The organism is Massilia sp. CFBP9012 (genome assembly GCF_034045115.1).
Classification (GTDB): Bacteria; Pseudomonadota; Gammaproteobacteria; order Burkholderiales; family Burkholderiaceae_D; genus Telluria.
Window position 1 is genome coordinate 1 of the sequence record NZ_JAXCWM010000007.1, and the last position, 18,861, is coordinate 18,861.

Sequence of the window (18,861 nt, forward strand, 5' to 3'; positions counted from 1 at the left end):
CATTTGATAATTTAAGTAATCAAGAACCGAAGTTCTTGGCACCTTCATCAAACGCCCACACTTATCGACTGTTAATTTTTAAAGAACTTTATCCGGCACTGCTTCATCTGCCGTTTGCTTCGAATCGTTTTGTTCGTCAGCAGCAGAGGAATGAGATTATGCTCGTCCTGCTGAGCTTCGTCAACACCTTATTTTTCAGTTTTGTGACGAAACGGCGTCGTTATGGAGGAAATCGATGAAGGCCCGCAGCGCGGCCCCGCTCGAATGTCCAATAAATCATCGCATCGCTGGCAAAGCGCGCCCGGCACCCGCACAGTCCGCCGTCTCGACTATGGCGCCATGCAACTGGCCGGCCCGCATGTCTACGGCCCGCTGAAGGACACCAATGCCGCGCGGGCGGTACTGCGCGAAGCCGTGGAACTCGGCGTCAACCACATCGACACGTCGGATTACTATGGCCCGCACATCACCAACCAGCCGATCCGCGAAGCGCTTTGCCCCTACCGCGACGACTTGGCGGCGGCGCAGCTGATGCTGTCGGCGGATGTCCTGGCGCGACTGGAAGCGATCGCCACTCCCGCAGCATCGGCGTTGTAAGGTCCTGGCGCTAGGCAAGACCAGAAACAAGGCCAGAAAACAAAAAAGCCCACCAGACATCTGGTGGGCTTTCTCTCTATTGAATAGCCTGACGATAAACTACTTTCACACTGGTTGCAGCACTATCATCGTCGCAATGTCGTTTCACGGTCCTGTTCGGGATGGGAAGGGGTGGGACCGACTTGCTATGGTCATCAGGCATAACTTGCTGGAAAACTGTTCCTCTACTGGGCAACAGGCTTCCTGAATTCCGGCGAGCATTCTAACAAGCAATCCTGCCAAGCGCCAGCGTTATTGGCCGCCACGCCACAGAAACACACCAGAGAGACGCTTCTATATAACGGCAAGTGCTTGTGATCAAAGTAAAATACCGCCTTTCCCGCCGCCCCTCCTGCTCCCCGCCATGACGATCCTGCTCTCGACCCTCAACGCCCGCTATACGCACGCCTCGCTCGGCCTGCGCTACCTGCTGGCCAATATGGGCCCGCTGCAAGAGCAGACGAAGATCCAGGAATTCGTCATCGGCGCCAAGACCACCGACCTGGTCGAGCGCATCCTGGCGCACACGCCGCGCATCGTCGGTTTCGGCGTCTATATCTGGAACGTGGAAGAGACCACCCGCCTGGTGGCCATGCTCAAGCGCGTGGCGCCGCATCTGACCATCATCCTGGGCGGCCCGGAAGTCTCGCACGAGACGGGCGAGCAGGAAATCGTCAAGCTGGCCGACTATGTCGTCACCGGCTGGGGCGACGTCACCTTCCCCAAGCTGTGCCGCGAGATCCTGGACGGCCCCAAGCCGATCATGAAGGTGCACGCGGGCGTGCAGCCGCCGATGGAAGACATCGCCCTGCCCTACTCCTTATATAGTGAAGAAGACATCGCCCACCGCACCTTGTACGTGGAAGCCTCGCGCGGCTGCCCGTTCAAGTGCGAATTCTGCCTGTCCTCGCTGGACAAGACGGCCTGGCCCTTCCCCCTGGATACCTTCCTGGCCGAGATGGAGGCGATGTATCAGAAAGGCGCGCGCCTGTTCAAGTTCGTCGACCGCACCTTCAACCTGAACGTCAAGACCAGCCTGCGCATCATGCAGTTCTTCCTCGATAAGATCGAGGCGGCGCCAAACGACCCGGTCTATGCCCACTTCGAGCTGGTGCCCGACCACCTGCCCGAGGCGCTCAAGGAGACCATCGCCAAATTCCCGGCTGGCGCGCTGCAGTTCGAGATCGGCATCCAGAGCTTCAACCCCGAGGTGCAATCCCTGGTCAGCCGCCGCCAGAACAATGAAAAAGCGGCCGAGAACATCCGCTGGCTGACGCAGCACTCCACCGCCCACCTGCACGTGGACCTGATCGCCGGCCTGCCGGGCGAGGACGTGGCCAGCTTCGCGCGCGGCTTCGACCACCTGGTGAGCCTGGGCGCCGAAGAGATCCAGTTCGGCATCCTCAAGCGCCTGCGCGGCACGCCGATCATCCGCCATACCCAGGAATTCGGCATGGTCTACGATCCCTACCCGCCCTATACGGTGCTGGCGACAAGTAAAATCGACTTCGCCACCATGCAGCGCCTGGTGCGTTTTGCCCGCTACTGGGACCTGGTGGCCAACTCGGGCCGCTTCGCCAACACCATCCCGGTGCTGCTGGGCGATACGCCGTTCGATAATTTCATGGCCTTCTCGGACTGGATCTATGCCCATACCGACGCCACCCACCGCATCGCCCTGGACCGCCTGGCCAAGCTGGTGGCCCAGTGGCTGCAGGTACGCGGCATGGGTGCCGGTGAGGCGGCGGCGCTGCTGGCCAGCGACTATGCCGGCAAGGTCGACGCCCCGGCCCGTCCCGTGAAGCAGCCGGCGGATGCGCCGAAAGCGGTGGCTCCGGCGCGCCAGGTCCGGCATCTGGCTGCCTGATGGGGCAAGCACGCAAGAGGATCGTGGCTGGCAACACTAACGATTCTCTTTTACACTGGCGCAATGCGGATTGAAAATGCGCCAACATTAACCATTCAACAGTCCGGCCAGGGAGCCGGCCAGTCCGTCATTGCCGAGGGGGTGTGGCAAGTCCACGGCCTGTCGCAGCGCGGCGTCCTCAAGGGCATCACGCGCCAGCTGGCCGGCCTGAAGGACAAGGGCGCCTGCGACTGGGACCTGTCGGGTGTCGAAAGCCTCGACCACATCGGCGCCCAGATGTTCTGGAACACCTGGAACAAGGAGCGCCCCAAGCGCCTCAAGCTCGACCCGCGCCAGGAAGACCTGTTCAAGCGCATCGAAGAGGCCAGCCACATCAAGCTGCCGCGCCACCGCACCAGCCCCTTCGACTGGGTAATCAAGCTGGGCGCCGGCATCCTGAATTTCTTCGAGCATCTGCGCAGCTTCATTGGCCTGATCGGCATCGTGATCCAGGACCTGGGCCGCTTCCTGCGCCGTCCGCAAAGCGGGCCGTGGCGCGAGATCTCGGCCAATATCTACCATTCCGGCTTCCAGGCGCTGGGCATCACGGCCATCGTCGGCTTCCTGATCGGGATCGTGCTGTCCTACCTGTCATCGCAGCAGCTGCGCATGTTCGGCGGCGACGCCTACCTGGTCAACATCCTCGGCATGGCGGTGATCCGCGAACTGGGCCCGCTGCTGGCCGCGATCCTGGTCGCCGGCCGCTCCGGTTCCTCGATCACCGCCCAGCTGGGCGTGATGCGGGTGACCGAAGAACTCGACGCCATGCTGGTCATGGGCGTCTCGCACGGCTACCGCCTGATCATGCCCAAGGTGATCGCGCTGGCGATCTCGATGCCGCTGCTGGTGGTCTGGACCGACGCCATGGCCCTCCTGGGCGGCATGGTCTCGGCCAAGATCGAGATGGGCATGTCGTTCCGCTACTTCCTGCAAAAGCTGCCGGACGCGGTGCCGTTCGTGAACTACACCATCGGCCTGCTCAAAGGCGCGACCTTCGGCGTGCTGATCGCCCTGATCGCCTGCCATTACGGCCTGCGCATCAAGCCCAACACCGAGAGCCTGGGCCGCGGCACCACCACCTCGGTGGTCACCGCGATCACGGTGGTGATCCTGGCCGACGCGGTGTACGCCATCATCTTCAGCGGGACGGGTTTCTAGATGCCGGATTCCAAACAAGCCCGCAAGCAAGAGCTGAACCTGCGCCCCGACGAGGAAGTCGGCGCTCCGGTGGTCCAGATCCGCAACCTGTGGACCAAATTCGGCCGCACGGTGGTGCACCAGGACCTGAACCTCGAGATCTACAGCGGCGAAATCCTCACCATCGTCGGCGGCTCGGGCACCGGCAAGACCGTGCTGCTGCGCCAGATGCTGGGGCTGGAGCGTCCATCGCAGGGCAGCGTGCACGTGTTCGGCGAGGACATCAGCGCGGCCTCGCCCGAACAGCTGCAGCGCATGCGCAACCACTGGGGCATGCTGTTCCAGCAGGGCGCGCTGTACTCGGCGCTGAGCGTGTTCGACAACATCGCCCTGCCGATGCGCGAGCTGCGCTCGCTGCCCGAGGACGTTATCCGCGACGCCGTGCTGCTCAAGATGAATATGGTGGGCCTGGGCCCCGAGCACGCCAACAAGATGCCGGCCGACCTGTCGGGCGGGATGGTCAAGCGCGCCGCCCTGGCGCGTGCGCTGGCCCTCGAGCCGCAGCTGCTGTTCCTGGACGAGCCGACGGCCGGGCTCGACCCCGACCTGTCGGACGCCTTCGTCACCCTGATCCAGACCCTGCACCGCGAACTGAAGCTCACGGTGGTGATGGTCACGCACGACCTGGACACCCTGTTCGCGCTGTCTTCGCGCATCGCGGTGCTGGCCGAGAAGCACGTGCTGGCGGTGGGACCGTCGTGCGACGTGCTGCAGGTCGAGCATCCCTTCATTACACACTTTTTCCTGGGCCCGCGCGGCCAGCGAGCGCTCGAAGTGCTCGACGAGCGCCACGCCCAGCATGAATCGGAGAATCGATAGTTATGGAAAACAGGTCACATGCCCTGATGACCGGCATCTTCACGATCGCCCTGCTGGTGGCGACCGTCCTGATCGGCCTCTGGTTCAACCGCGACAAGACCGAGCTGGTGCCCTACGAGATTGTCACCACCCAGTCGATCCCCGGCCTGAACCCGCAAGCCACGGTGCGCTACCGCGGCCTGGAGATCGGCCGCGTCGACGAGATCATCTTCGACCCGCGCGTCACCGGCCAGATCCTGATCCGCCTGTCGGTCGATGCCGCCTCGCCGATCACCAACACCACCTTCGCCACCCTCGGCTACCAGGGCGTCACGGGCATCGCCTTCATCCAGCTCGACGACGAGCGTACCGGTTCGCCGCGCATGGCGACCGGCAGCGATCGCATCGCGCGCATTCCGCTGCGTCCGGGCCTGCTCGACCAGCTGGAAGACCGCGGCCTGGCGATCCTCGAGAAAGCCGAGAAAGTGACCGCCAGTCTCGATGAGCTGCTGAGCGAAGACAACCGCGCCAAGATGGTCGGCGCCTTCGAGAGCGTCGACCGCGCCGCCGACGCCTACGCCGCCATTCCTCAGCGCCTCGATCCGGTGCTCGACCAGCTGCCTGGCCTTGTCAACAAGGTCAACCGCAGCATGGACTCGGTCGACACCCTGGCCACCAGCGCCACCTCGATGACCCGCAACTACGACCAGCTGGCGACCCGCCTGCAAGCGCCGGACGGCCCGATCGAGCGCCTGAACACCACCATCGGCGCGCTCGGCGCCGCCACCAGCCACCTGGAACTGGAGACGCTGCCGCACGTGGTGCAGATGACCGACGAGGCGCGCGCTTCTCTGCGCGCGGTGCGGCGCACCGCCAACTCGTTCTCCGATCGCCCGCAAAGCATCCTGTTCGGCACCCCGGGCGACGCGCCCGGCCCCGGCGAGCCGGGCTTCGTGCCACCGACCAAATGAGGACCACCGTGAATCGTCAATCCTTGCGCATCCCTGCCGTCATCGCCCTTGCCTGTTCCCTGTTCCTGGCCGGCTGCGCCAGCAAGGAGCGCACCTCGAATACCGTCTACGACTTCGGCGCGCCGTCGCTGCGGCCTTTCACCCCGGCCACGCCACCCGCCTCTCCGCTCGCCATCGTAGTGATGGACGTCACCGGCCCCGGTGGCCTCGACACCGAGCGCATGTTCTACCGCCTGGACTATGCCGACGCCCAGCAGGCGCGCACCTATGCCAGCAGCCGCTGGAGCGCCACGCCGGTGAACCTGTTCACCACCCGCATCAAGACGCGCCTGTCGCAGGCGCACATGAAGGTGCTGTCGGCCACCGACGCCGCGACCGGCGTGCCGATCCTGCGCATCGAACTCGACGACTTCGTGCATGCGTTCCCGAGCGCGGACCGGAGCGAAGGCCGGATCATGCTGCGCGCCTCGGTATTTACCGAGCACCGCCTGGTCGACCAGCGCAGCTTCGAGCGCAGCACGCCGGCATCGAGCCATGACGCGGCCGGCGGCGCGGCGGCGCTGGCGGCCAGCACCGACGGGCTGGCGGACGACATCGGCGGCTGGCTGGCCACCCTCAACCTGCAAGGCAAATGACCGAAGCGGAAGTCCCTGCCGACGTCGCCGCCGGCCGCTCGCGCGGCTCGCCCATCGTGCGCGCCGCGCTGCTGGCCTATCTGCTCCTGATCGTCTACGCCAGCTGGTTCCCGTTCACCGGCTGGCGCGATAGCGGCATCTCGCCGCTGGCCTTCCTGAACCTGGTCAAGCAGCGCTACTGGACCGGCTTCGACGCCGGCGTCAACATCGCCGGCTACATCCCGTTCGGCATGCTGCTGGTGCTGTCGATGTATCCGCGCGTGCGCGGCATATGGGCGGTGCTGCTGGCCACGCTCGCCGGCCTGCTCACCACCGGCACGATGGAGGCGGTGCAGACCTACCTGCCCAGCCGCGTGCCGTCGAACCTCGACTTCGTCACCAATGCCGGCGGCTGCTTCATCGGCGCCATCCTCGGCGCGCTGTGGGCTCCCGGCCTGCTCGACCGCAGCCGCCTGTTCAAGCTGCGCCAGCGCTGGTTCGCGCCGCACGCCAGCCAGGGCCTGGTGCTGGTGGCCATGTGGCCGCTGGCCCAGATCTACCCGCAGAGCTATCTGTTCGGCCATGGCCAGGTGCTGCCGATCCTGTCCGGCTGGATGTCGTCCTGGTTCGACACCGAGATCGACCTGGTGGCCCTGCTGCGTCCCGGCGGCGACACAATGAGCGTGGAACAGTACTGGCTGTCGGAGACCATCATTACCGCCTGCGGCATGACCGGCGCCGCCCTCACCCTGATGTGCCTCGTGCGCCGCGGCGCGCCGCGCTTCTGGCTCATGCTGGCCCTGCTGGCGAGCGCGCTCGTGGTGAAGGCCTTCGCGAGCTCGCTGCTGTTCCGGCCCGATAACGCCTTCGTCTGGGTCACGCCGGGCGCCGAAGGGGGCTTTTTGATCGGCCTGATCATGCTGTCCGGCCTGGTGTTCGCGCCGCAGGTGGCGCAGCGCCGGCTGGCGGTCGTGACCCTGATCCTGGCGCTGGTGGTGGTCAATACGATCCCGGTGAACCCGTATTTCTCGTCCACCCTGCAGGGCTGGGTGCAAGGCAAGTTCCTCAACTTCAATGGCGCGGCCCAGGGCCTGGCGCTGGCCTGGCCATTCGTTGCCCTGTGGTTCTTGCTGCTGCCCTCGCATAAACTCAATCGTCAATAAGAGCGCGTATCATGGCGCTTTGGCCCATGGCCGCGCTACTCTTTCCAGCGAGAATGACATGACCGATCAGTCGACCGAACAGTTTTATAAACACCATGTATTTTTCTGCATGAACATCCGCGAGGGCAAGGACGCGCGCCCGAGCTGCGGCAAGTGCGGTTCCGAAAAAGCCCAGAAGCATGCCAAGAAACGCATCAAGGAATTGGACCTGAGCGGCCAGGGCAAGGTGCGCATCAACCAGGCCGGCTGCCTCGACCGTTGCGAGGAAGGCCCGGTGCTCGTGGTCTATCCCGAAGGTACCTGGTACACCTACGTCGACACCGATGACATCGACGACATCATCGACACCCACCTGGTCGGCGGCAAGGTCGTCGACCGCCTCAAGATCTGATCTGACAAGACGCCTTATGAACATCCATTCGCACAAATTCGAACTCGACGGCCCCGCCGGCAAGATGCAATGCCTGCTCGACCTGCCTGATGGCGCGCCGCGCGGCGTCGCCCTGGTGGCGCACCCGCATCCGCTGTATGGCGGCACCATGGAAAACAAAGTTGCGCAAACTCTGGCGCGCACTTTCGTGACGCTCGGCTATGCGGCGGCGCGTTTCAATTTCCGCGGTGTGGGCGAATCCGAAGGCGTGCACGACGAAGGCCGGGGCGAAGTCGACGACATGGCCGTCATGTATGCGCACATGCGCGAACAATACCCGGACCTGCCGATCACGCTGACCGGTTTCTCGTTCGGCACCTTCGTGCAGGCGCAGTTCGCGCTGCGCCTGGCGGCCGAGGGGCAGCCGGCCGAGCGCCTGGTGCTGGTCGGCACGGCGGCCGGCAAATGGCCGATGCCGGAAGTGCCGCAAGACACCATCCTGATTCACGGCGAACTGGACGACACTATTACCCTGAAGGAAGTTTTCGACTGGGCGCGACCGCTCGACCTGCCTGTCACCGTCATTACAGGCGCCGACCACTTCTTCCATCGCAAGCTCGGCCACATTAAAAATCTCGTGATTCAACTGTGGCGGCGTGACATTTAGTCGTCACAGTCCCCTATAATAATTCCCTTCTCTTGAGGCAATGCTTCCTTTGAGACATTGCCTTGCGCTTTAACACCGCCCTACCTTTTTAATGACGAAATTCTCCCCATGAAAAAACTGTTAGCGGCCTTCGCCGCCAGCCTGGTGATGGTCTCGGCCAGTGCGCAAACCGTGCCCGCGCCCGCCATCGCCGCCAAATCGTGGTTGCTGCTCGACGCGACGAGCGGCCAGGTCATCGCTTCGCAAGAACAGAATATGCGCATCGAACCGGCATCGCTGACCAAGGTCATGACGGCCTACGTCGCGTTTGTCGCGATCCGCGACAAGCGCATCACCCTGAACCAGATGGTGAACGTGTCCGAGCGTGCCTGGAAGGTCGACTCCAGCAGCTCGAAGATGTTCATCGATCCGCGCGTGCCGGTCTCGATCGACGACCTGCTGCATGGCCTGATGATCCAGTCGGGTAACGACGCCGCCGTGGCCATCGCCGAAGCGGTGGCGGGCGACGAAGCCACCTTTGTCACCCTGATGAACCGCGAAGCGCAGCGCATGGGCCTGAAGGGTACCCGTTTCGCCAACCCGCACGGCCTGCCGGACGCGAACAACTACTCGACCGCGGCCGACCTGGCGCAGCTGGCCGCCCACGTGATCCGCGACTTCCCGGAGCTGTACAAGATCGACTCGATCAAGCAGTTCACCTATAACAAAATCACCCAGCAGAACCGCAACCGCCTGCTGTGGCTGGACCCGACCGTGGACGGCATGAAGACCGGCCACACCAACTCTTCGGGCTACAGCATGATCACCTCGGCGCGCCGTCCGAACGGCAGCACCGGCGAACGCCGCCTGATCTCGGTGGTGCTGGGCACCAGCTCGACCGACGTGCGCACGCAGGAAAGCCAGAAGCTGCTGAACTGGGGCTTCCAGAACTTCGACACCGTCAAGCTGTACTCGAAAGGCCAGGCGATCCAGACCCCGTCGATCTGGAAGGGCGCCCAGTCGACCGTCAAGATCGGCTTCACGCGCGACATCCTGGTGACCGTGCCGAAAGGCGTGGCGGGCAAGCTCAAGCCGGTGCTGGAACGCCGCGATCCGCTGGTCGCGCCGCTGGCGCTGAACGGCCAGGTCGGCACCCTCAAGATGACCGTCGATGGCAAGCCTCTGCTGGTGCTGCCGGTGGTGGCGCTGGAAGAAGTGCAGGAAGCGAGCATTTTTGGTCGCGCGTGGGATTCGATGCGGCTTTGGATGCAGTAATCTCCCGCGCTTGATCTCAGAAAGCCCGTCCGCGCGTCACGCCGGACGGGCTTTTTTCATGCACGGCGGCTGACGCGGGGCAGGCTTCGGGCCGCTATAATCATGCAATCCAGTCATCACGAAAGAACCCCGATGCCGCAAGCGCCCGCCGAACTTCTCTTCCCCCGCATTCCGACGCGCGAGGGCGGTCTCGAACTGTCGCGCATCGTGGCCGGCATGTGGCGCATGGTCGAATGGGACATGCCGGTGGCGGCGCGCATCGACTTCATCGAACAGTGCCTGGCGCTGGGCGTGACGACCTTCGACCACGCCGACATCTATGGCAACTACGGCGTCGAGGAGCTGTTCGGCGAAGCCCTGCGCGCGCAACCGTCGCTGCGCGACCGCATGGAACTGGTGAGCAAGTGCGGCATCAAGCTCTTGTCGAACAAGCACCCGGGCCACTCCATCCAGCATTACGACACCAGCGCCAGCCACCTCATGCGCTCGGCCGAGGAGTCGCTGCGCAAGCTGGGCACCGACCGCCTCGACCTGCTGCTGATTCACCGTCCGGATCCGCTGATGGAATTCGACGAGATCGCCGCCGCCTTCACGCGCCTGAAGCAGGATGGCAAGGTCCTGCACTTCGGCGTGTCGAACTTCACGCGCCACCAGTTCGAGTCGCTGAATCGCCGCATACCGCTGGCCACCAACCAGGTCGAGTTCTCTCCGCTGCACACCGCGCCGATGTTCGACGAGACCTTCGACGGCCTGCAAGACCTGGGCGTCGCGCCGATGATCTGGTCGCCGCTGGGCGGCGGCCGCCTGTTCGGCGCGCAGGATGAACATGGCGCCGCGCTTCGCCAGGCCATCCAGGACGTGGCCGAGCGCGTGGACAAGCCGTTCTGCAGCGTGGTGTTCGCGTGGATCATGCGCCTGCCCTGCCGGCCGATCCCGCTCACCGGCAGCGGACGCATCGCGGCGATCCGCGAGGCGGTGCTGGGCGCCAGCTTCGAGCTCGAACGCGAAGACTGGTTCCGCATCCTGCGCGCCGCGCGCGGACACGAGGTAGCCTGATGGTCGAGGGCCCGCTCCGGATTGTCGAGGGCAAGGCCCTCAGCGCGCAGCAAAAGAAGGATTTGCTGAACCGGCTGGCCCGGATCGAGGGCCAGCTGCGCGGCGTGCAGAAACTGATCGCGCTGGCCGACTCGCCGTCGGATTGCGACGCGGTGGCGCAGCAGATGGCGGCGGCGCGCAAGGCGCTCGACCGCTCCTTCGTACAATTGCTGACCTCATCGATCCTGACCCAGACCGGCGACGCCACCGACCTCGAAGACGCACGCGCCCGCGCCGCCCACCTGGCGGCGATGCTCGACAAGTTCGCTTGAACAAATAGCGTAAAAACGTCGTTCCCGCGCAGGCGGGAACCTAAGTCAGTCTGCGTAGTCGATAGATCGAGCGCAGCGTCGTCGCGAGCACACTTGGGTTCCCGCCTCCGCGGGAACGACGGTATTGCATCAGTCCTCGAACACCTTCGGCGGCGCCACGCCGCGCCAGCCCAGCTTCCAGCCGATGTTGAGCAGCAGGGTCACGCACACATAGAGCAGGAAGAACAGCACGAAGAAGCGCTCCTGCAGCAGCGCGAGCAGCACCAGGCTCACGCCCACCAGCGCCAGCATCACCTTGCCTTTCGGGTGCTTGGAGCTGGGGAAGCGGATGGTCGACACCATCAGTGCGCCGACGCAGACCATCAGCGCGCACACCATGAAGGCCGGCGCCAGGGAGACGACGGGATCGGGCCAGGCCACCACCACCGAGGCGACGCAGGCCGCGCCGGCGGTGATCGGCATGCCGACGAAGTAGCGCGGGTCGGTGCGGCCATGGCTGATGTTGAAGCGTGCCAGGCGCAGCGCGCCGCAGGTGACGAACACGAAGCAGGCCAGGCCGCCCATGCGCTCCAGGGTCGGGTGCACGTCGCCCAGCTGGGTAAAGCCGTAGCAGTACAGCAGCAGGCCGGGCGCGCAGCCGAAGTTCATCACGTCGGCGATCGAGTCGAGCTGCACGCCGAAGCTGGACTGGGTATTGGTGGCGCGCGCCACGAAACCGTCGAGCGCGTCGAACACGCCGGCCAGCACCAGCAGGATCGCGGCCAGGCGGAAGTCGTCCGGGTCGCCGACGCGCGCGTTGTCGACCGAGATCACGATGCTGGCAAAGCCGCAGGCGATCGACAGCAGCGTCACGGAACTGGGCAGGGCGAACTTGGCGCGCGCGAGGCGTTGCTGGTTAGATAGCTTCAATGGTCGACTCGGCAAGGGAAATGTTGGCTTATTTTACAGTGAGCCCTGTAAGGGTGTTGCGCGATGGTTGCAGCGCCGGTCACGATCGTCGTTTTTGGCCTAGAATGATGCCCCACGCTTATGTATTGACAGGAGTTGCAAGATGAGCTATACGCCACGCTGGCAGTCGATTGCCGCGATCCTGGGTGCTGCCCTGGCCATGAGTGCATGCGGCGGCGGCGGGAGCAGCAGTCCGACGCCCCAGGCCGGTGGCGGCATGGCGGTCGCGCCAAGCCCCGCTGCACCAGCACCCGCGCCCGCCCCGGCGGTAGATGCCCCCGCCCTGAGCGGCAATATCGCCCTCGATGGCCGCAACTGGATCAATTACCGGCGCGCCCAGGCTGGCGTGCCGACGGTCACCCAGAACGCGCAGATCGACAATGCCGCGCTCGGACACTCCGAATACCTGCGCATCAATAACCTGATGAGCCACGACCAGGTGCCGGGCCGCCAGGGCTTCACCGGCGCCACCTTGGGTGACCGCCTCAACGCGGCCGGCTACACGCTGGATCGGGCGCGCGGTTTTGCCTATGGCGAAGTGATCTCCGGCAGCAATAACGGCTCAGGCTTCTTCATGACCGAAGAACTGATCACGGCGATCTATCACCGCTTCGTGATCTTCGAGCCGATGTTCCGCGAGCTCGGCACCGGCGCCGCCAGCGCCAGCCGCGGCTACCATTATTTCACCGCCGATTTCGCCAGCCGCAACGGCTACGGCCCCGGCATCGCGCGCGGCACGATCGTCACCTGGCCCTTCAGCGGCCAGACCGGAGTCGCACCCAACTTCTTCAGCGATACCGAGGAACCGGACCCGGTCCCCGACCGCAACGAGGTAGGGTATCCGATCAGCGTGCACGCCAATCTCGATTCGACGCTCGCAGTTAGCAGCTTCACGGTGCGCCCGCGCGGCGGCGCCAACCTGCAGGTGCTGCGCGTCGATCCGCTCGGGCAGGCGACGGCCGCCTCCATCATCCCCGTGGCCCCGCTGCGCGCGGCCACGACCTACGAGGTCAGTTTCACCGGTACGGTCAATGGCGTGGCAGTTGCGCGCGCCTGGTCGTTCACGACGCGGTGAGCGGCGCAGCGTTGGCCATCGACTTCGCGGCTGGCCTGGAAAGAGTGATGGATGACCGCGCGCTGTTCCTGCGCGTGCTGGGACGCTTCGCCGGCGACTACCGCGACCTCGCGGCGCGCCTGCATGCGGCGCTGGATGCCGGCGACGCCGTGCTGGCCCACCGCATCGCCCACACGCTCAAGGGCGCGGCCGGGATGATCGAGGCAAACCGGCTGCGCCAGCTGGCGCTGGAGGTCGAACTGGCGTTGAAGGCCGGCGGTGCGGCGCCGCTGGCGCTGATCGCGGCGCTGGACCAGGAGCTGGCGCGGGTGCTGGCGGAAGTCGACACGCTGCTGGCTTCACCTGAGACGCAGACATTAGCGCCGATGCCTGCGCCGGCAAGCTCGCCGGCCGCCAGGGCCGACCTGGCGCGCCTGCGCGACATGCTCGACCTCGGCGATGGCCGTGCGCCGGACCTGGCCACGCAACTGCGTCCGCGCCTGCTGGCGAGCATGGGAAGCGAGAAGGTGGCGGCGTTCGACGCGGCGCTCAGGCGCTTCGATTTCGAAAACGCGCTGGCGCTGCTGGAGCAGGCCGGCCGGCGCCAGGGTTTAGCTGACTGAGTTTTACGACACGGCCTCCATCGCCACGTCGTTCCCGCGAAGGCGGGAACCCAAGTTTGCTCGCGCTAACGCTACATTCGACGGAGCTGCAACGCAAAGGACTTGGGTTCCCGCCTCCGCGGGAACGACGTGTTCGCTTGCGATTCCAACGCAGATAACTTCGTGTGCCTTGATTCAGTCAGACCCTGGCCGCGTCTGCTGCGCGGCGCGCGCCGTCAGCGCGTGTACTCGGCTTCTTCGTCGAAGGAGTCGGCGCAGGACTTGCCGCAAAAGCGCCGCACGCTGTCGAGCGGCTTTTCGCAGTACCAGCACGAGCCCTTGGCCGGAAGACTGGCGCGGGTCGGCATGCTGCCTGTGGAGGCCTCAGCGGGCAACCCACTGTCCGGAAGACTCTCGTGTGTCGTTTCCAAGATCCACCCCCTGATACGGCAGCCTTTAGTCAGAGAAAGATTACTTCAGCGGAACTCCGTGCGCATGAGAAAGCGCAAGCCGGACTGCGACAGGCGAACCCATCACGACTTTCGTTGCGTATCAGTGTGCGCCCAATGCCAGGCGGGTGCAATCCCCTGCCACGCTCCCAAAGAGCGATTTGACATGTGTGCAACGTTTCCGCTGCACGAGCCACAATGCACCGCCAAAAATCGTAGTGTAATGCCAACTATCGGCATGCACGCTTGTGTGCGAAGGCTTATTTTGCCGGCTCGAGCGTCACGACCAGGCCGGTGCGCGTGGTCTGGATTCGCGTCGGGACGAATTGCACACCCGCATAGCGCAAGTCTTTTTGCTCGAAGGTGTAGACCGGCATATCGCGCGCGACGGTGTCGATCAGGCCGTTGGCGACGCGGGTCAGGTGACGCTCGGCTTCGGGGTTACCGAGCTGCAGGCGATCGATGCGCGGCTCGGCCATCATGACGGCGGTGCGCCCCGGATCGACGTAGAGGCGGCCCGAGAACGCGATATTGCCGGTCCATGCGCGCGCGAACGGCGGAGCGACCGAGGCCTCGACGGCCAGCGCGACCCGATCGTCCTCTGGCTGGATGGCCAGCTGCGGACGGGTGAGCTGGACGTCGAACAGTTCCAGCAGGCGCTCGTTGACCGGGAAGCGCTTGTCCAGGCCGGCCTGCAGCTTGTGCAGCGGGAGCTCGACCTGGCGCGGGCCGATCAGGCTGGAACAGGAGGCGAGCAGGCTGGCGCCGACCGCGATGGCGGCCAGCTTGAGCACCGTACGCCGCATCGGCGTGGAAGAATGAGGTGGCGTGTATTTATCCATATTCCAAGCCTAGCACGAGCCGTCCAGCAGCCTGTTGATCGTTACTTGCCGATACAGAAGCGGCTGAAGATCACGCCCAGCAAATCATCCGGCGTAAACTGACCGGTGATGCTCGACAACCGATCCTGCGCCAGGCGCAGCTCCTCGGCGAACAGGTCGAGCGACTGGTCGTCCTGCATCGCGTGCTGGCGCGCCAGCTCCAGGTGTTCACGCGCGGCGCGCAGCGCGATCAGGTGACGCTCGCGCGCCAGGTACAGCGACTCGCCGGTCTGCTGCCAGCCTGCGATGCGCAGCAGTTCGGCGCGCAGCAGGTCGATGCCGAGCTTTTCGTGCGCCGACAGGTACAGGTGAACGGCGTCCGAGCTCTCGTCCTTCGACGGCTTGTGCCCCGACAGGTCGATCTTGTTCCAGATGCGCACCACTGGCACGTTCGGAGGGAAGGCCGCGACGATCGCTTCGTCGGCGGCGCTCGGGCCGAGATTCGCGTCCAGCAGGTGCAGGATCACGTCGGCCTTGCCGACCTCTCCCCAGGTGCGCTCGATGCCGATGCGCTCGACCACGTCGATCTCTTCGCTCACTGCGCGGATGCCCGCGGTGTCGATGATGTTCAGCGGGATGCCCTCGATCTGGATCGTCTCGCTCACCTTGTCGCGCGTGGTGCCGGCGATCGGCGTGACGATCGCCACCTCGGCCCCGGCCAGCGCATTCAGGAGTGAGGACTTGCCAACGTTTGGCTGCCCGACCAGCACCACGTTCAACCCTTCGCGCAGCAGCGCGCCCTGCGCCGCCTGGCGGAACACGTTTTCGAGCGATTCGATGATGCCGGCCAGCTGGCCGCGGGCGTTCGACTTTTCCAGGAAGTCGATTTCTTCTTCCGGGAAGTCGAGCGTGGCCTCGACCAGCATGCGCAGGTTGATCGTGCCGTCGACCAGCTTGTGCACCACTTGCGAGAAGGCGCCCGACAGCGATTGCGACGCCGACTTGGCGGCGGCCTCGGTGGAGGCGTCGATCAGGTCGGCCACCGCTTCGGCCTGGGCCAGGTCGAGTTTATCGTTCAGAAAAGCGCGGCGCGTGAATTCGCCCGGTTCGGCCAGGCGCAGGCCGGATGCCGCGCCGGCTTCCAGCACCCGCGCCAGCAGCATTTGCAGCACCACCGGGCCGCCATGGCCCTGCAGTTCGAGCACGTCCTCGCCGGTATACGAATGCGGCCCCTTGAAGAACAGGGCCAGACCCTCGTCGAGGATGTCGCCATTTGCGGCCTTGAACGGGATATAGGTCGCGTGGCGTGGCGCCAGGGTCACGCCGGGAAACAGGGCGTCGATGAGGAAGCCGAGCGATTTGCCGGAGGCGCGCACGACGCCGATACCGCCGCGGCCCGGGGCGGTGGCGATGGCGGCGATGGAGGATGTGTCGAGTTTCATGGAGCGATTGTAAGGGATTGGAGGTGCTGGCGGGCGTTGCAGGTACGCGGGGAACCTTAGGTTCCCGCCTTCGCGGGAACGACGGTTTCGCGGTAGCGGACTATGGCAGATGCCTTGGCCCGCTCCCGACGCACGTCGTTCCCGCGAAGGCGGGAACCCAAGTACTGCGTGTACCGCATACCCAAAAAAAACCCGCGCACACGGCGCGGGCTTTTGCGAAGAACCACGCAGCTTACTTCGCCGCGGCGGTCTCGAACTTGCGGGTGATAACCCACTGCTGGGCAATCGACAGGATGTTGTTGACCACCCAGTACAGCACCAGGCCGGACGGGAAGAAGAAGAACACCACCGAGAACGCGATCGGCATGAACAGCATCATCTTGGCCTGCACCGGATCGGTCGGCTGCGGGTTCAGCTTGGTCGTGATGTACATCGACACCGCGTAGATCACCGGCAGGATGTAGAACGGGTCAGGCTGGGTCAGATCCTGGATCCACAGGATCCATGGCGCGCCGCGCATTTCGACCGATGCCTGCAGCACCCAGTACAGGGCGAAGAACACCGGCATCTGCACCAGGATCGGCAGGCAGCCGCCCAGCGGGTTGATCTTCTCGGTCTTGTACAGCTCCATGGTGGCCTGCTGCATCTTGGCCGGATCGCTCTTGTAGCGTTCGCGGATCGCCTGCATCTTCGGCGTCACGACGCGCATTTTCGCCATGCTGCGGTAGCCGGCCGCCGACAGCGGGAAGAAGGCCAGCTTGATCAGGATGGTCAGGGCGACGATGGTCCAGCCCCAGTTACCCAGCATCGAGTGCAGCTGGGTCATCACCCAGAAGATCGGCTTGGCGATCACGGTCAGCATGCCGTAGTCCTTCACCAGCTCCAGGCCCGGAGTGATGGTTTCCAGGATCTGCTCGTCCTGCGGACCCGAATACAGGCGGGTGTCGTTCGACACGGTCGCGCCAGGCGCCACGGTGCCCAGCGATTGCACGGTGCCGATCGCGTACAGGTTGTTGGCGATCTTCTTGGTGAAGATGTCGCGCGGCGACTTGTCGGCCGGGATGAAGGCCGAGACGAAGAAGTGCTGCGAGATCGCGACCCAGCCGTTGTCGGCCTTGGTCGAGTGATCGGCCTTGCCCTTCTCGATTTCCTCGAACGTCAGCTTCTGGTACTTGTCGGCGTCGGTGTACAGGGTCGGGCCGGTGTAGCTTGGCATGAACCAGGAATCGGTGGCCGGCTTGGTGCCGTCGTGCTGCAGCTGCAGGTACAGCGAAGGCTGGACCGGCGCGGTGCCGATATTGGTGACGTCATGACGCACGCCGACCAGGTAATCGCCCTTGCGGAAGGTCAGCGTCTTGGTCAGGCGCACGCCGCCCTGCTCGGCTTCCAGCACGACCTGCGCCTGGTTGTTGCCGCCCAGCGTGGTCTGCGCCGACTTGACGGTGAATGGCGTCGTGTGATTCGGCAGCACGCCGGCGGCGCTGGTGCCGATCAGGCCGGTCTGGCCCAGATAGACGTTCGGGCCGTTCACATTGAACAGGACCTGGTTCTTGGTCTTGTCGAAGTGATCCGGATAGTGCAGCAGCTCGAGGCGCTTGATGACGCCGCCGACCGAGTCGATGTCGACTTTCACCACGTCGGTGGTGACGGTGACGATCTGGCTCGCCGGTGCGGCTGGCGCAACTGGCGCACCCGGTACCGCGGTGGCCGCGGCGGCCGGAGCACCCGGCACGGCGGCGCTGCCCGGCTGCGCGGCAGCCGGCACGTCCGACGGTTTATTCTGCTGCGCGACTTGCGCCGGCGGTTGCGCCGAGAACAGCGACTGCTTGCCGTTAGCCACCATCCAATTGTTCCAGAGAACGATCAGAGAGATGGCGAACACGATCCACAGGACAGTACGTTTATTGAATTCCATTGGAGTCTTCAGGAGTGGTTGCAACCGCAAGCGGCTGAATGGGATTCCTTGGGGCCGTCTTTCGGCGGCACCGGGTCGACGCCACCCGCGTTCCACGGATGGCAGCGGCCCACGCGGCGCGCGGCCAGCCAGGAGCCGCGTGCGGCGCCATGGACGCGCAGCGCTTCGATTGCGTAATTGGAACAGCTGGGATAGAACCGGCAACGCGGCCCGAGCATGGGGGACAGCAGCAGCTGGTAGCCGCGAAGCAACCAGACGAGCAGCGTCTTCATGGCGTGCTGGCCGTGGTGGTACGCGGCCGCTGTTGCGACGCGAACAGGCGCACCAGTTCCACCTTCAGCGCGGCCTTGAGGGCGCGCGTGGTGGCCGGGCCATCCTTGGCGTTGACGGGACGCGACAGGCGAACGATGCAATCGACCTGCGCCAGGCTGCTCGTACGGAACAGCTCGCGCGTCATGCGCTTGATCGTATTGCGGGTCACCGCACGCGGCGCGAAACGCTTGGCCGCAACGACGCCCAGCCGCGCATGCGGCAGGTCGTTTGGACGCGTGTAGAGCACGAAATGCGCCGTTTTTTGCGTCGGCCGCAAACGAAAAACGGATGAAAATTCATCCGTTTTAACGATGCGCCGAGCGCGCGCGAAGTCGTGCGAACCTTCGCCTGTCATCACCGACCGCAATCGATCTG

21 protein-coding genes, 1 rRNA gene and 1 pseudogene are annotated in these 18,861 nt (G+C 64.8%); 15 read left to right on the plus strand and 8 right to left on the minus strand.

Translation table 11 applies throughout. The features are described from left to right. Both SOM61_RS12655 and SOM61_RS12660 read left to right on the plus strand, forming a co-directional pair. A partial coding sequence (locus tag SOM61_RS12655) for a hypothetical protein (RefSeq protein WP_320474433.1) occupies positions 1-239 on the plus strand: 239 nt, incomplete at its 5' end. 25 nt (positions 240-264) lie between these two features. Next, a pseudogene (locus tag SOM61_RS12660) lies at positions 265-516 on the plus strand (aldo/keto reductase); the annotation flags it as partial. A 167-nt stretch (positions 517-683) separates the two neighbouring features. Here SOM61_RS12660 and rrf read toward each other — a convergent pair. Further along, a 5S ribosomal RNA gene (gene rrf / locus SOM61_RS12665) occupies positions 684-796 on the minus strand. 204 nt (positions 797-1,000) lie between these two features. Between rrf and SOM61_RS12670 the strand changes: the two genes are divergently transcribed. The 11 genes from SOM61_RS12670 (at position 1,001) to SOM61_RS12720 (ending at position 10,943) form a co-directional block, all read left to right on the plus strand. Beyond that, positions 1,001-2,503, plus strand: coding sequence for a B12-binding domain-containing radical SAM protein (locus SOM61_RS12670; RefSeq protein WP_320474434.1), 1,503 nt, complete (start codon positions 1,001-1,003; stop codon positions 2,501-2,503). A 63-nt stretch (positions 2,504-2,566) separates the two neighbouring features. After that, positions 2,567-3,700, plus strand: a complete 1,134-nt coding sequence (locus SOM61_RS12675; RefSeq protein ID WP_320474435.1) for an MlaE family ABC transporter permease — start codon at positions 2,567-2,569, stop codon at positions 3,698-3,700. After that, the gene (locus SOM61_RS12680; RefSeq protein ID WP_320474436.1) at positions 3,701-4,558 is read left to right on the plus strand and encodes an ABC transporter ATP-binding protein; all 858 of its coding nucleotides are present in this window, start codon (positions 3,701-3,703) and stop codon (positions 4,556-4,558) included. Between the two features lie 2 nt (positions 4,559-4,560). Next, a complete protein-coding gene (locus SOM61_RS12685) occupies positions 4,561-5,508 on the plus strand; it encodes an MlaD family protein (RefSeq protein ID WP_320474437.1) in 948 nt (315 codons plus the stop codon). 8 nt (positions 5,509-5,516) lie between these two features. Further along, positions 5,517-6,143: an ABC-type transport auxiliary lipoprotein family protein gene (locus SOM61_RS12690; RefSeq protein ID WP_320474438.1), complete on the plus strand. Its 627-nt coding sequence runs from the start codon at positions 5,517-5,519 to the stop codon at positions 6,141-6,143. Then, on the plus strand, positions 6,140-7,285 hold the full coding sequence (locus tag SOM61_RS12695) for a VanZ family protein (protein ID WP_320474439.1): 1,146 nt from the start codon (positions 6,140-6,142) through the stop codon (positions 7,283-7,285). The genes SOM61_RS12690 and SOM61_RS12695 overlap by 4 nt, the downstream gene beginning before the upstream one ends. Before the next feature lie 58 nt (positions 7,286-7,343). Beyond that, positions 7,344-7,676 carry a (2Fe-2S) ferredoxin domain-containing protein gene (locus SOM61_RS12700; RefSeq protein ID WP_320474440.1) on the plus strand — a complete coding sequence of 111 codons (333 nt, stop codon included), beginning with the start codon at positions 7,344-7,346 and terminating at the stop codon, positions 7,674-7,676. Between the two features lie 16 nt (positions 7,677-7,692). Beyond that, on the plus strand, positions 7,693-8,322 hold the full coding sequence (locus SOM61_RS12705) for an alpha/beta hydrolase (RefSeq protein WP_320474441.1): 630 nt from the start codon (positions 7,693-7,695) through the stop codon (positions 8,320-8,322). Between the two features lie 108 nt (positions 8,323-8,430). After that, entirely contained in the window at positions 8,431-9,576 is a 1,146-nt protein-coding gene (locus tag SOM61_RS12710) for a D-alanyl-D-alanine carboxypeptidase family protein (RefSeq protein WP_320474442.1), read from the plus strand. 132 nt (positions 9,577-9,708) lie between these two features. Further along, complete coding sequence (locus SOM61_RS12715) at positions 9,709-10,632, plus strand: aldo/keto reductase (protein WP_320474443.1); 924 nt, start codon at positions 9,709-9,711, stop codon at positions 10,630-10,632. Further along, positions 10,632-10,943, plus strand: a complete 312-nt coding sequence (locus SOM61_RS12720; RefSeq protein ID WP_123068602.1) for a metal-sensitive transcriptional regulator — start codon at positions 10,632-10,634, stop codon at positions 10,941-10,943. The genes SOM61_RS12715 and SOM61_RS12720 overlap by 1 nt, the downstream gene beginning before the upstream one ends. Before the next feature lie 129 nt (positions 10,944-11,072). Here the strand turns inward: SOM61_RS12720 and pssA are convergent, their stop codons facing one another. Beyond that, positions 11,073-11,852, minus strand: a complete 780-nt coding sequence (gene pssA / locus SOM61_RS12725) for a CDP-diacylglycerol--serine O-phosphatidyltransferase (RefSeq protein WP_320474444.1) — start codon at positions 11,850-11,852, stop codon at positions 11,073-11,075. A 142-nt stretch (positions 11,853-11,994) separates the two neighbouring features. Between pssA and SOM61_RS12730 the strand changes: the two genes are divergently transcribed. Together SOM61_RS12730 and SOM61_RS12735 are read left to right on the plus strand one after the other, a co-directional pair. Beyond that, complete coding sequence (locus tag SOM61_RS12730; protein WP_320474445.1) at positions 11,995-12,966, plus strand: CAP domain-containing protein; 972 nt, start codon at positions 11,995-11,997, stop codon at positions 12,964-12,966. Between the two features lie 47 nt (positions 12,967-13,013). Further along, a complete protein-coding gene (locus SOM61_RS12735; RefSeq protein ID WP_320474446.1) occupies positions 13,014-13,568 on the plus strand; it encodes an Hpt domain-containing protein in 555 nt (184 codons plus the stop codon). 215 nt (positions 13,569-13,783) lie between these two features. Here SOM61_RS12735 and SOM61_RS12740 read toward each other — a convergent pair whose 3' ends face one another. The 6 genes from SOM61_RS12740 to rnpA form a co-directional block, all read right to left on the minus strand. Next, complete coding sequence (locus SOM61_RS12740; protein ID WP_320474447.1) at positions 13,784-13,915, minus strand: hypothetical protein; 132 nt, start codon at positions 13,913-13,915, stop codon at positions 13,784-13,786. A gap of 341 nt (positions 13,916-14,256) precedes the next feature. Further along, complete coding sequence (locus SOM61_RS12745; protein WP_320474448.1) at positions 14,257-14,838, minus strand: DUF1439 domain-containing protein; 582 nt, start codon at positions 14,836-14,838, stop codon at positions 14,257-14,259. Positions 14,839-14,879: 41 nt separating this feature from the next. Next, a complete protein-coding gene (gene mnmE / locus SOM61_RS12750; RefSeq protein ID WP_320474449.1) occupies positions 14,880-16,259 on the minus strand; it encodes a tRNA uridine-5-carboxymethylaminomethyl(34) synthesis GTPase MnmE in 1,380 nt (459 codons plus the stop codon). A gap of 232 nt (positions 16,260-16,491) precedes the next feature. Next, entirely contained in the window at positions 16,492-18,174 is a 1,683-nt protein-coding gene (yidC, locus tag SOM61_RS12755; protein ID WP_320474450.1) for a membrane protein insertase YidC, read from the minus strand. 8 nt (positions 18,175-18,182) lie between these two features. Further along, positions 18,183-18,446: a membrane protein insertion efficiency factor YidD gene (yidD, locus tag SOM61_RS12760; RefSeq protein WP_123067961.1), complete on the minus strand. Its 264-nt coding sequence runs from the start codon at positions 18,444-18,446 to the stop codon at positions 18,183-18,185. After that, complete coding sequence (gene rnpA, locus SOM61_RS12765) at positions 18,443-18,841, minus strand: ribonuclease P protein component (protein ID WP_123067962.1); 399 nt, start codon at positions 18,839-18,841, stop codon at positions 18,443-18,445. Before rnpA ends, yidD begins: the two co-directional genes overlap by 4 nt. Positions 18,842-18,861 lie beyond the last annotated feature (20 nt).

What these genes read in the sequence shown, in the direction of transcription:
- SOM61_RS12670 (WP_320474434.1), top strand. Translation starts at nt 1,001, where the DNA reads ATGACGATCCTGCTCTCGACCCTCAACGCCCGCTATACGCACGCCTCG.
- SOM61_RS12675 (WP_320474435.1), top strand. Translation starts at nt 2,567, where the DNA reads ATGCGGATTGAAAATGCGCCAACATTAACCATTCAACAGTCCGGCCAG.
- SOM61_RS12680 (WP_320474436.1), top strand. Translation starts at nt 3,701, where the DNA reads ATGCCGGATTCCAAACAAGCCCGCAAGCAAGAGCTGAACCTGCGCCCC.
- SOM61_RS12685 (WP_320474437.1), top strand. Translation starts at nt 4,561, where the DNA reads ATGGAAAACAGGTCACATGCCCTGATGACCGGCATCTTCACGATCGCC.
- SOM61_RS12695 (WP_320474439.1), top strand. Translation starts at nt 6,140, where the DNA reads ATGACCGAAGCGGAAGTCCCTGCCGACGTCGCCGCCGGCCGCTCGCGC.
- SOM61_RS12700 (WP_320474440.1), top strand. Translation starts at nt 7,344, where the DNA reads ATGACCGATCAGTCGACCGAACAGTTTTATAAACACCATGTATTTTTC.
- SOM61_RS12705 (WP_320474441.1), top strand. Translation starts at nt 7,693, where the DNA reads ATGAACATCCATTCGCACAAATTCGAACTCGACGGCCCCGCCGGCAAG.
- SOM61_RS12710 (WP_320474442.1), top strand. Translation starts at nt 8,431, where the DNA reads ATGAAAAAACTGTTAGCGGCCTTCGCCGCCAGCCTGGTGATGGTCTCG.
- SOM61_RS12715 (WP_320474443.1), top strand. Translation starts at nt 9,709, where the DNA reads ATGCCGCAAGCGCCCGCCGAACTTCTCTTCCCCCGCATTCCGACGCGC.
- SOM61_RS12720 (WP_123068602.1), top strand. Translation starts at nt 10,632, where the DNA reads ATGGTCGAGGGCCCGCTCCGGATTGTCGAGGGCAAGGCCCTCAGCGCG.
- SOM61_RS12730 (WP_320474445.1), top strand. Translation starts at nt 11,995, where the DNA reads ATGAGCTATACGCCACGCTGGCAGTCGATTGCCGCGATCCTGGGTGCT.
- SOM61_RS12735 (WP_320474446.1), top strand. Translation starts at nt 13,014, where the DNA reads ATGGATGACCGCGCGCTGTTCCTGCGCGTGCTGGGACGCTTCGCCGGC.
- SOM61_RS12740 (WP_320474447.1), bottom strand. Translation starts at nt 13,915, where the DNA reads ATGCCGACCCGCGCCAGTCTTCCGGCCAAGGGCTCGTGCTGGTACTGC.
- SOM61_RS12745 (WP_320474448.1), bottom strand. Translation starts at nt 14,838, where the DNA reads ATGGATAAATACACGCCACCTCATTCTTCCACGCCGATGCGGCGTACG.
- mnmE (WP_320474449.1), bottom strand. Translation starts at nt 16,259, where the DNA reads ATGAAACTCGACACATCCTCCATCGCCGCCATCGCCACCGCCCCGGGC.
- yidC (WP_320474450.1), bottom strand. Translation starts at nt 18,174, where the DNA reads ATGGAATTCAATAAACGTACTGTCCTGTGGATCGTGTTCGCCATCTCT.
- yidD (WP_123067961.1), bottom strand. Translation starts at nt 18,446, where the DNA reads ATGAAGACGCTGCTCGTCTGGTTGCTTCGCGGCTACCAGCTGCTGCTG.
- rnpA (WP_123067962.1), bottom strand. Translation starts at nt 18,841, where the DNA reads ATGACAGGCGAAGGTTCGCACGACTTCGCGCGCGCTCGGCGCATCGTT.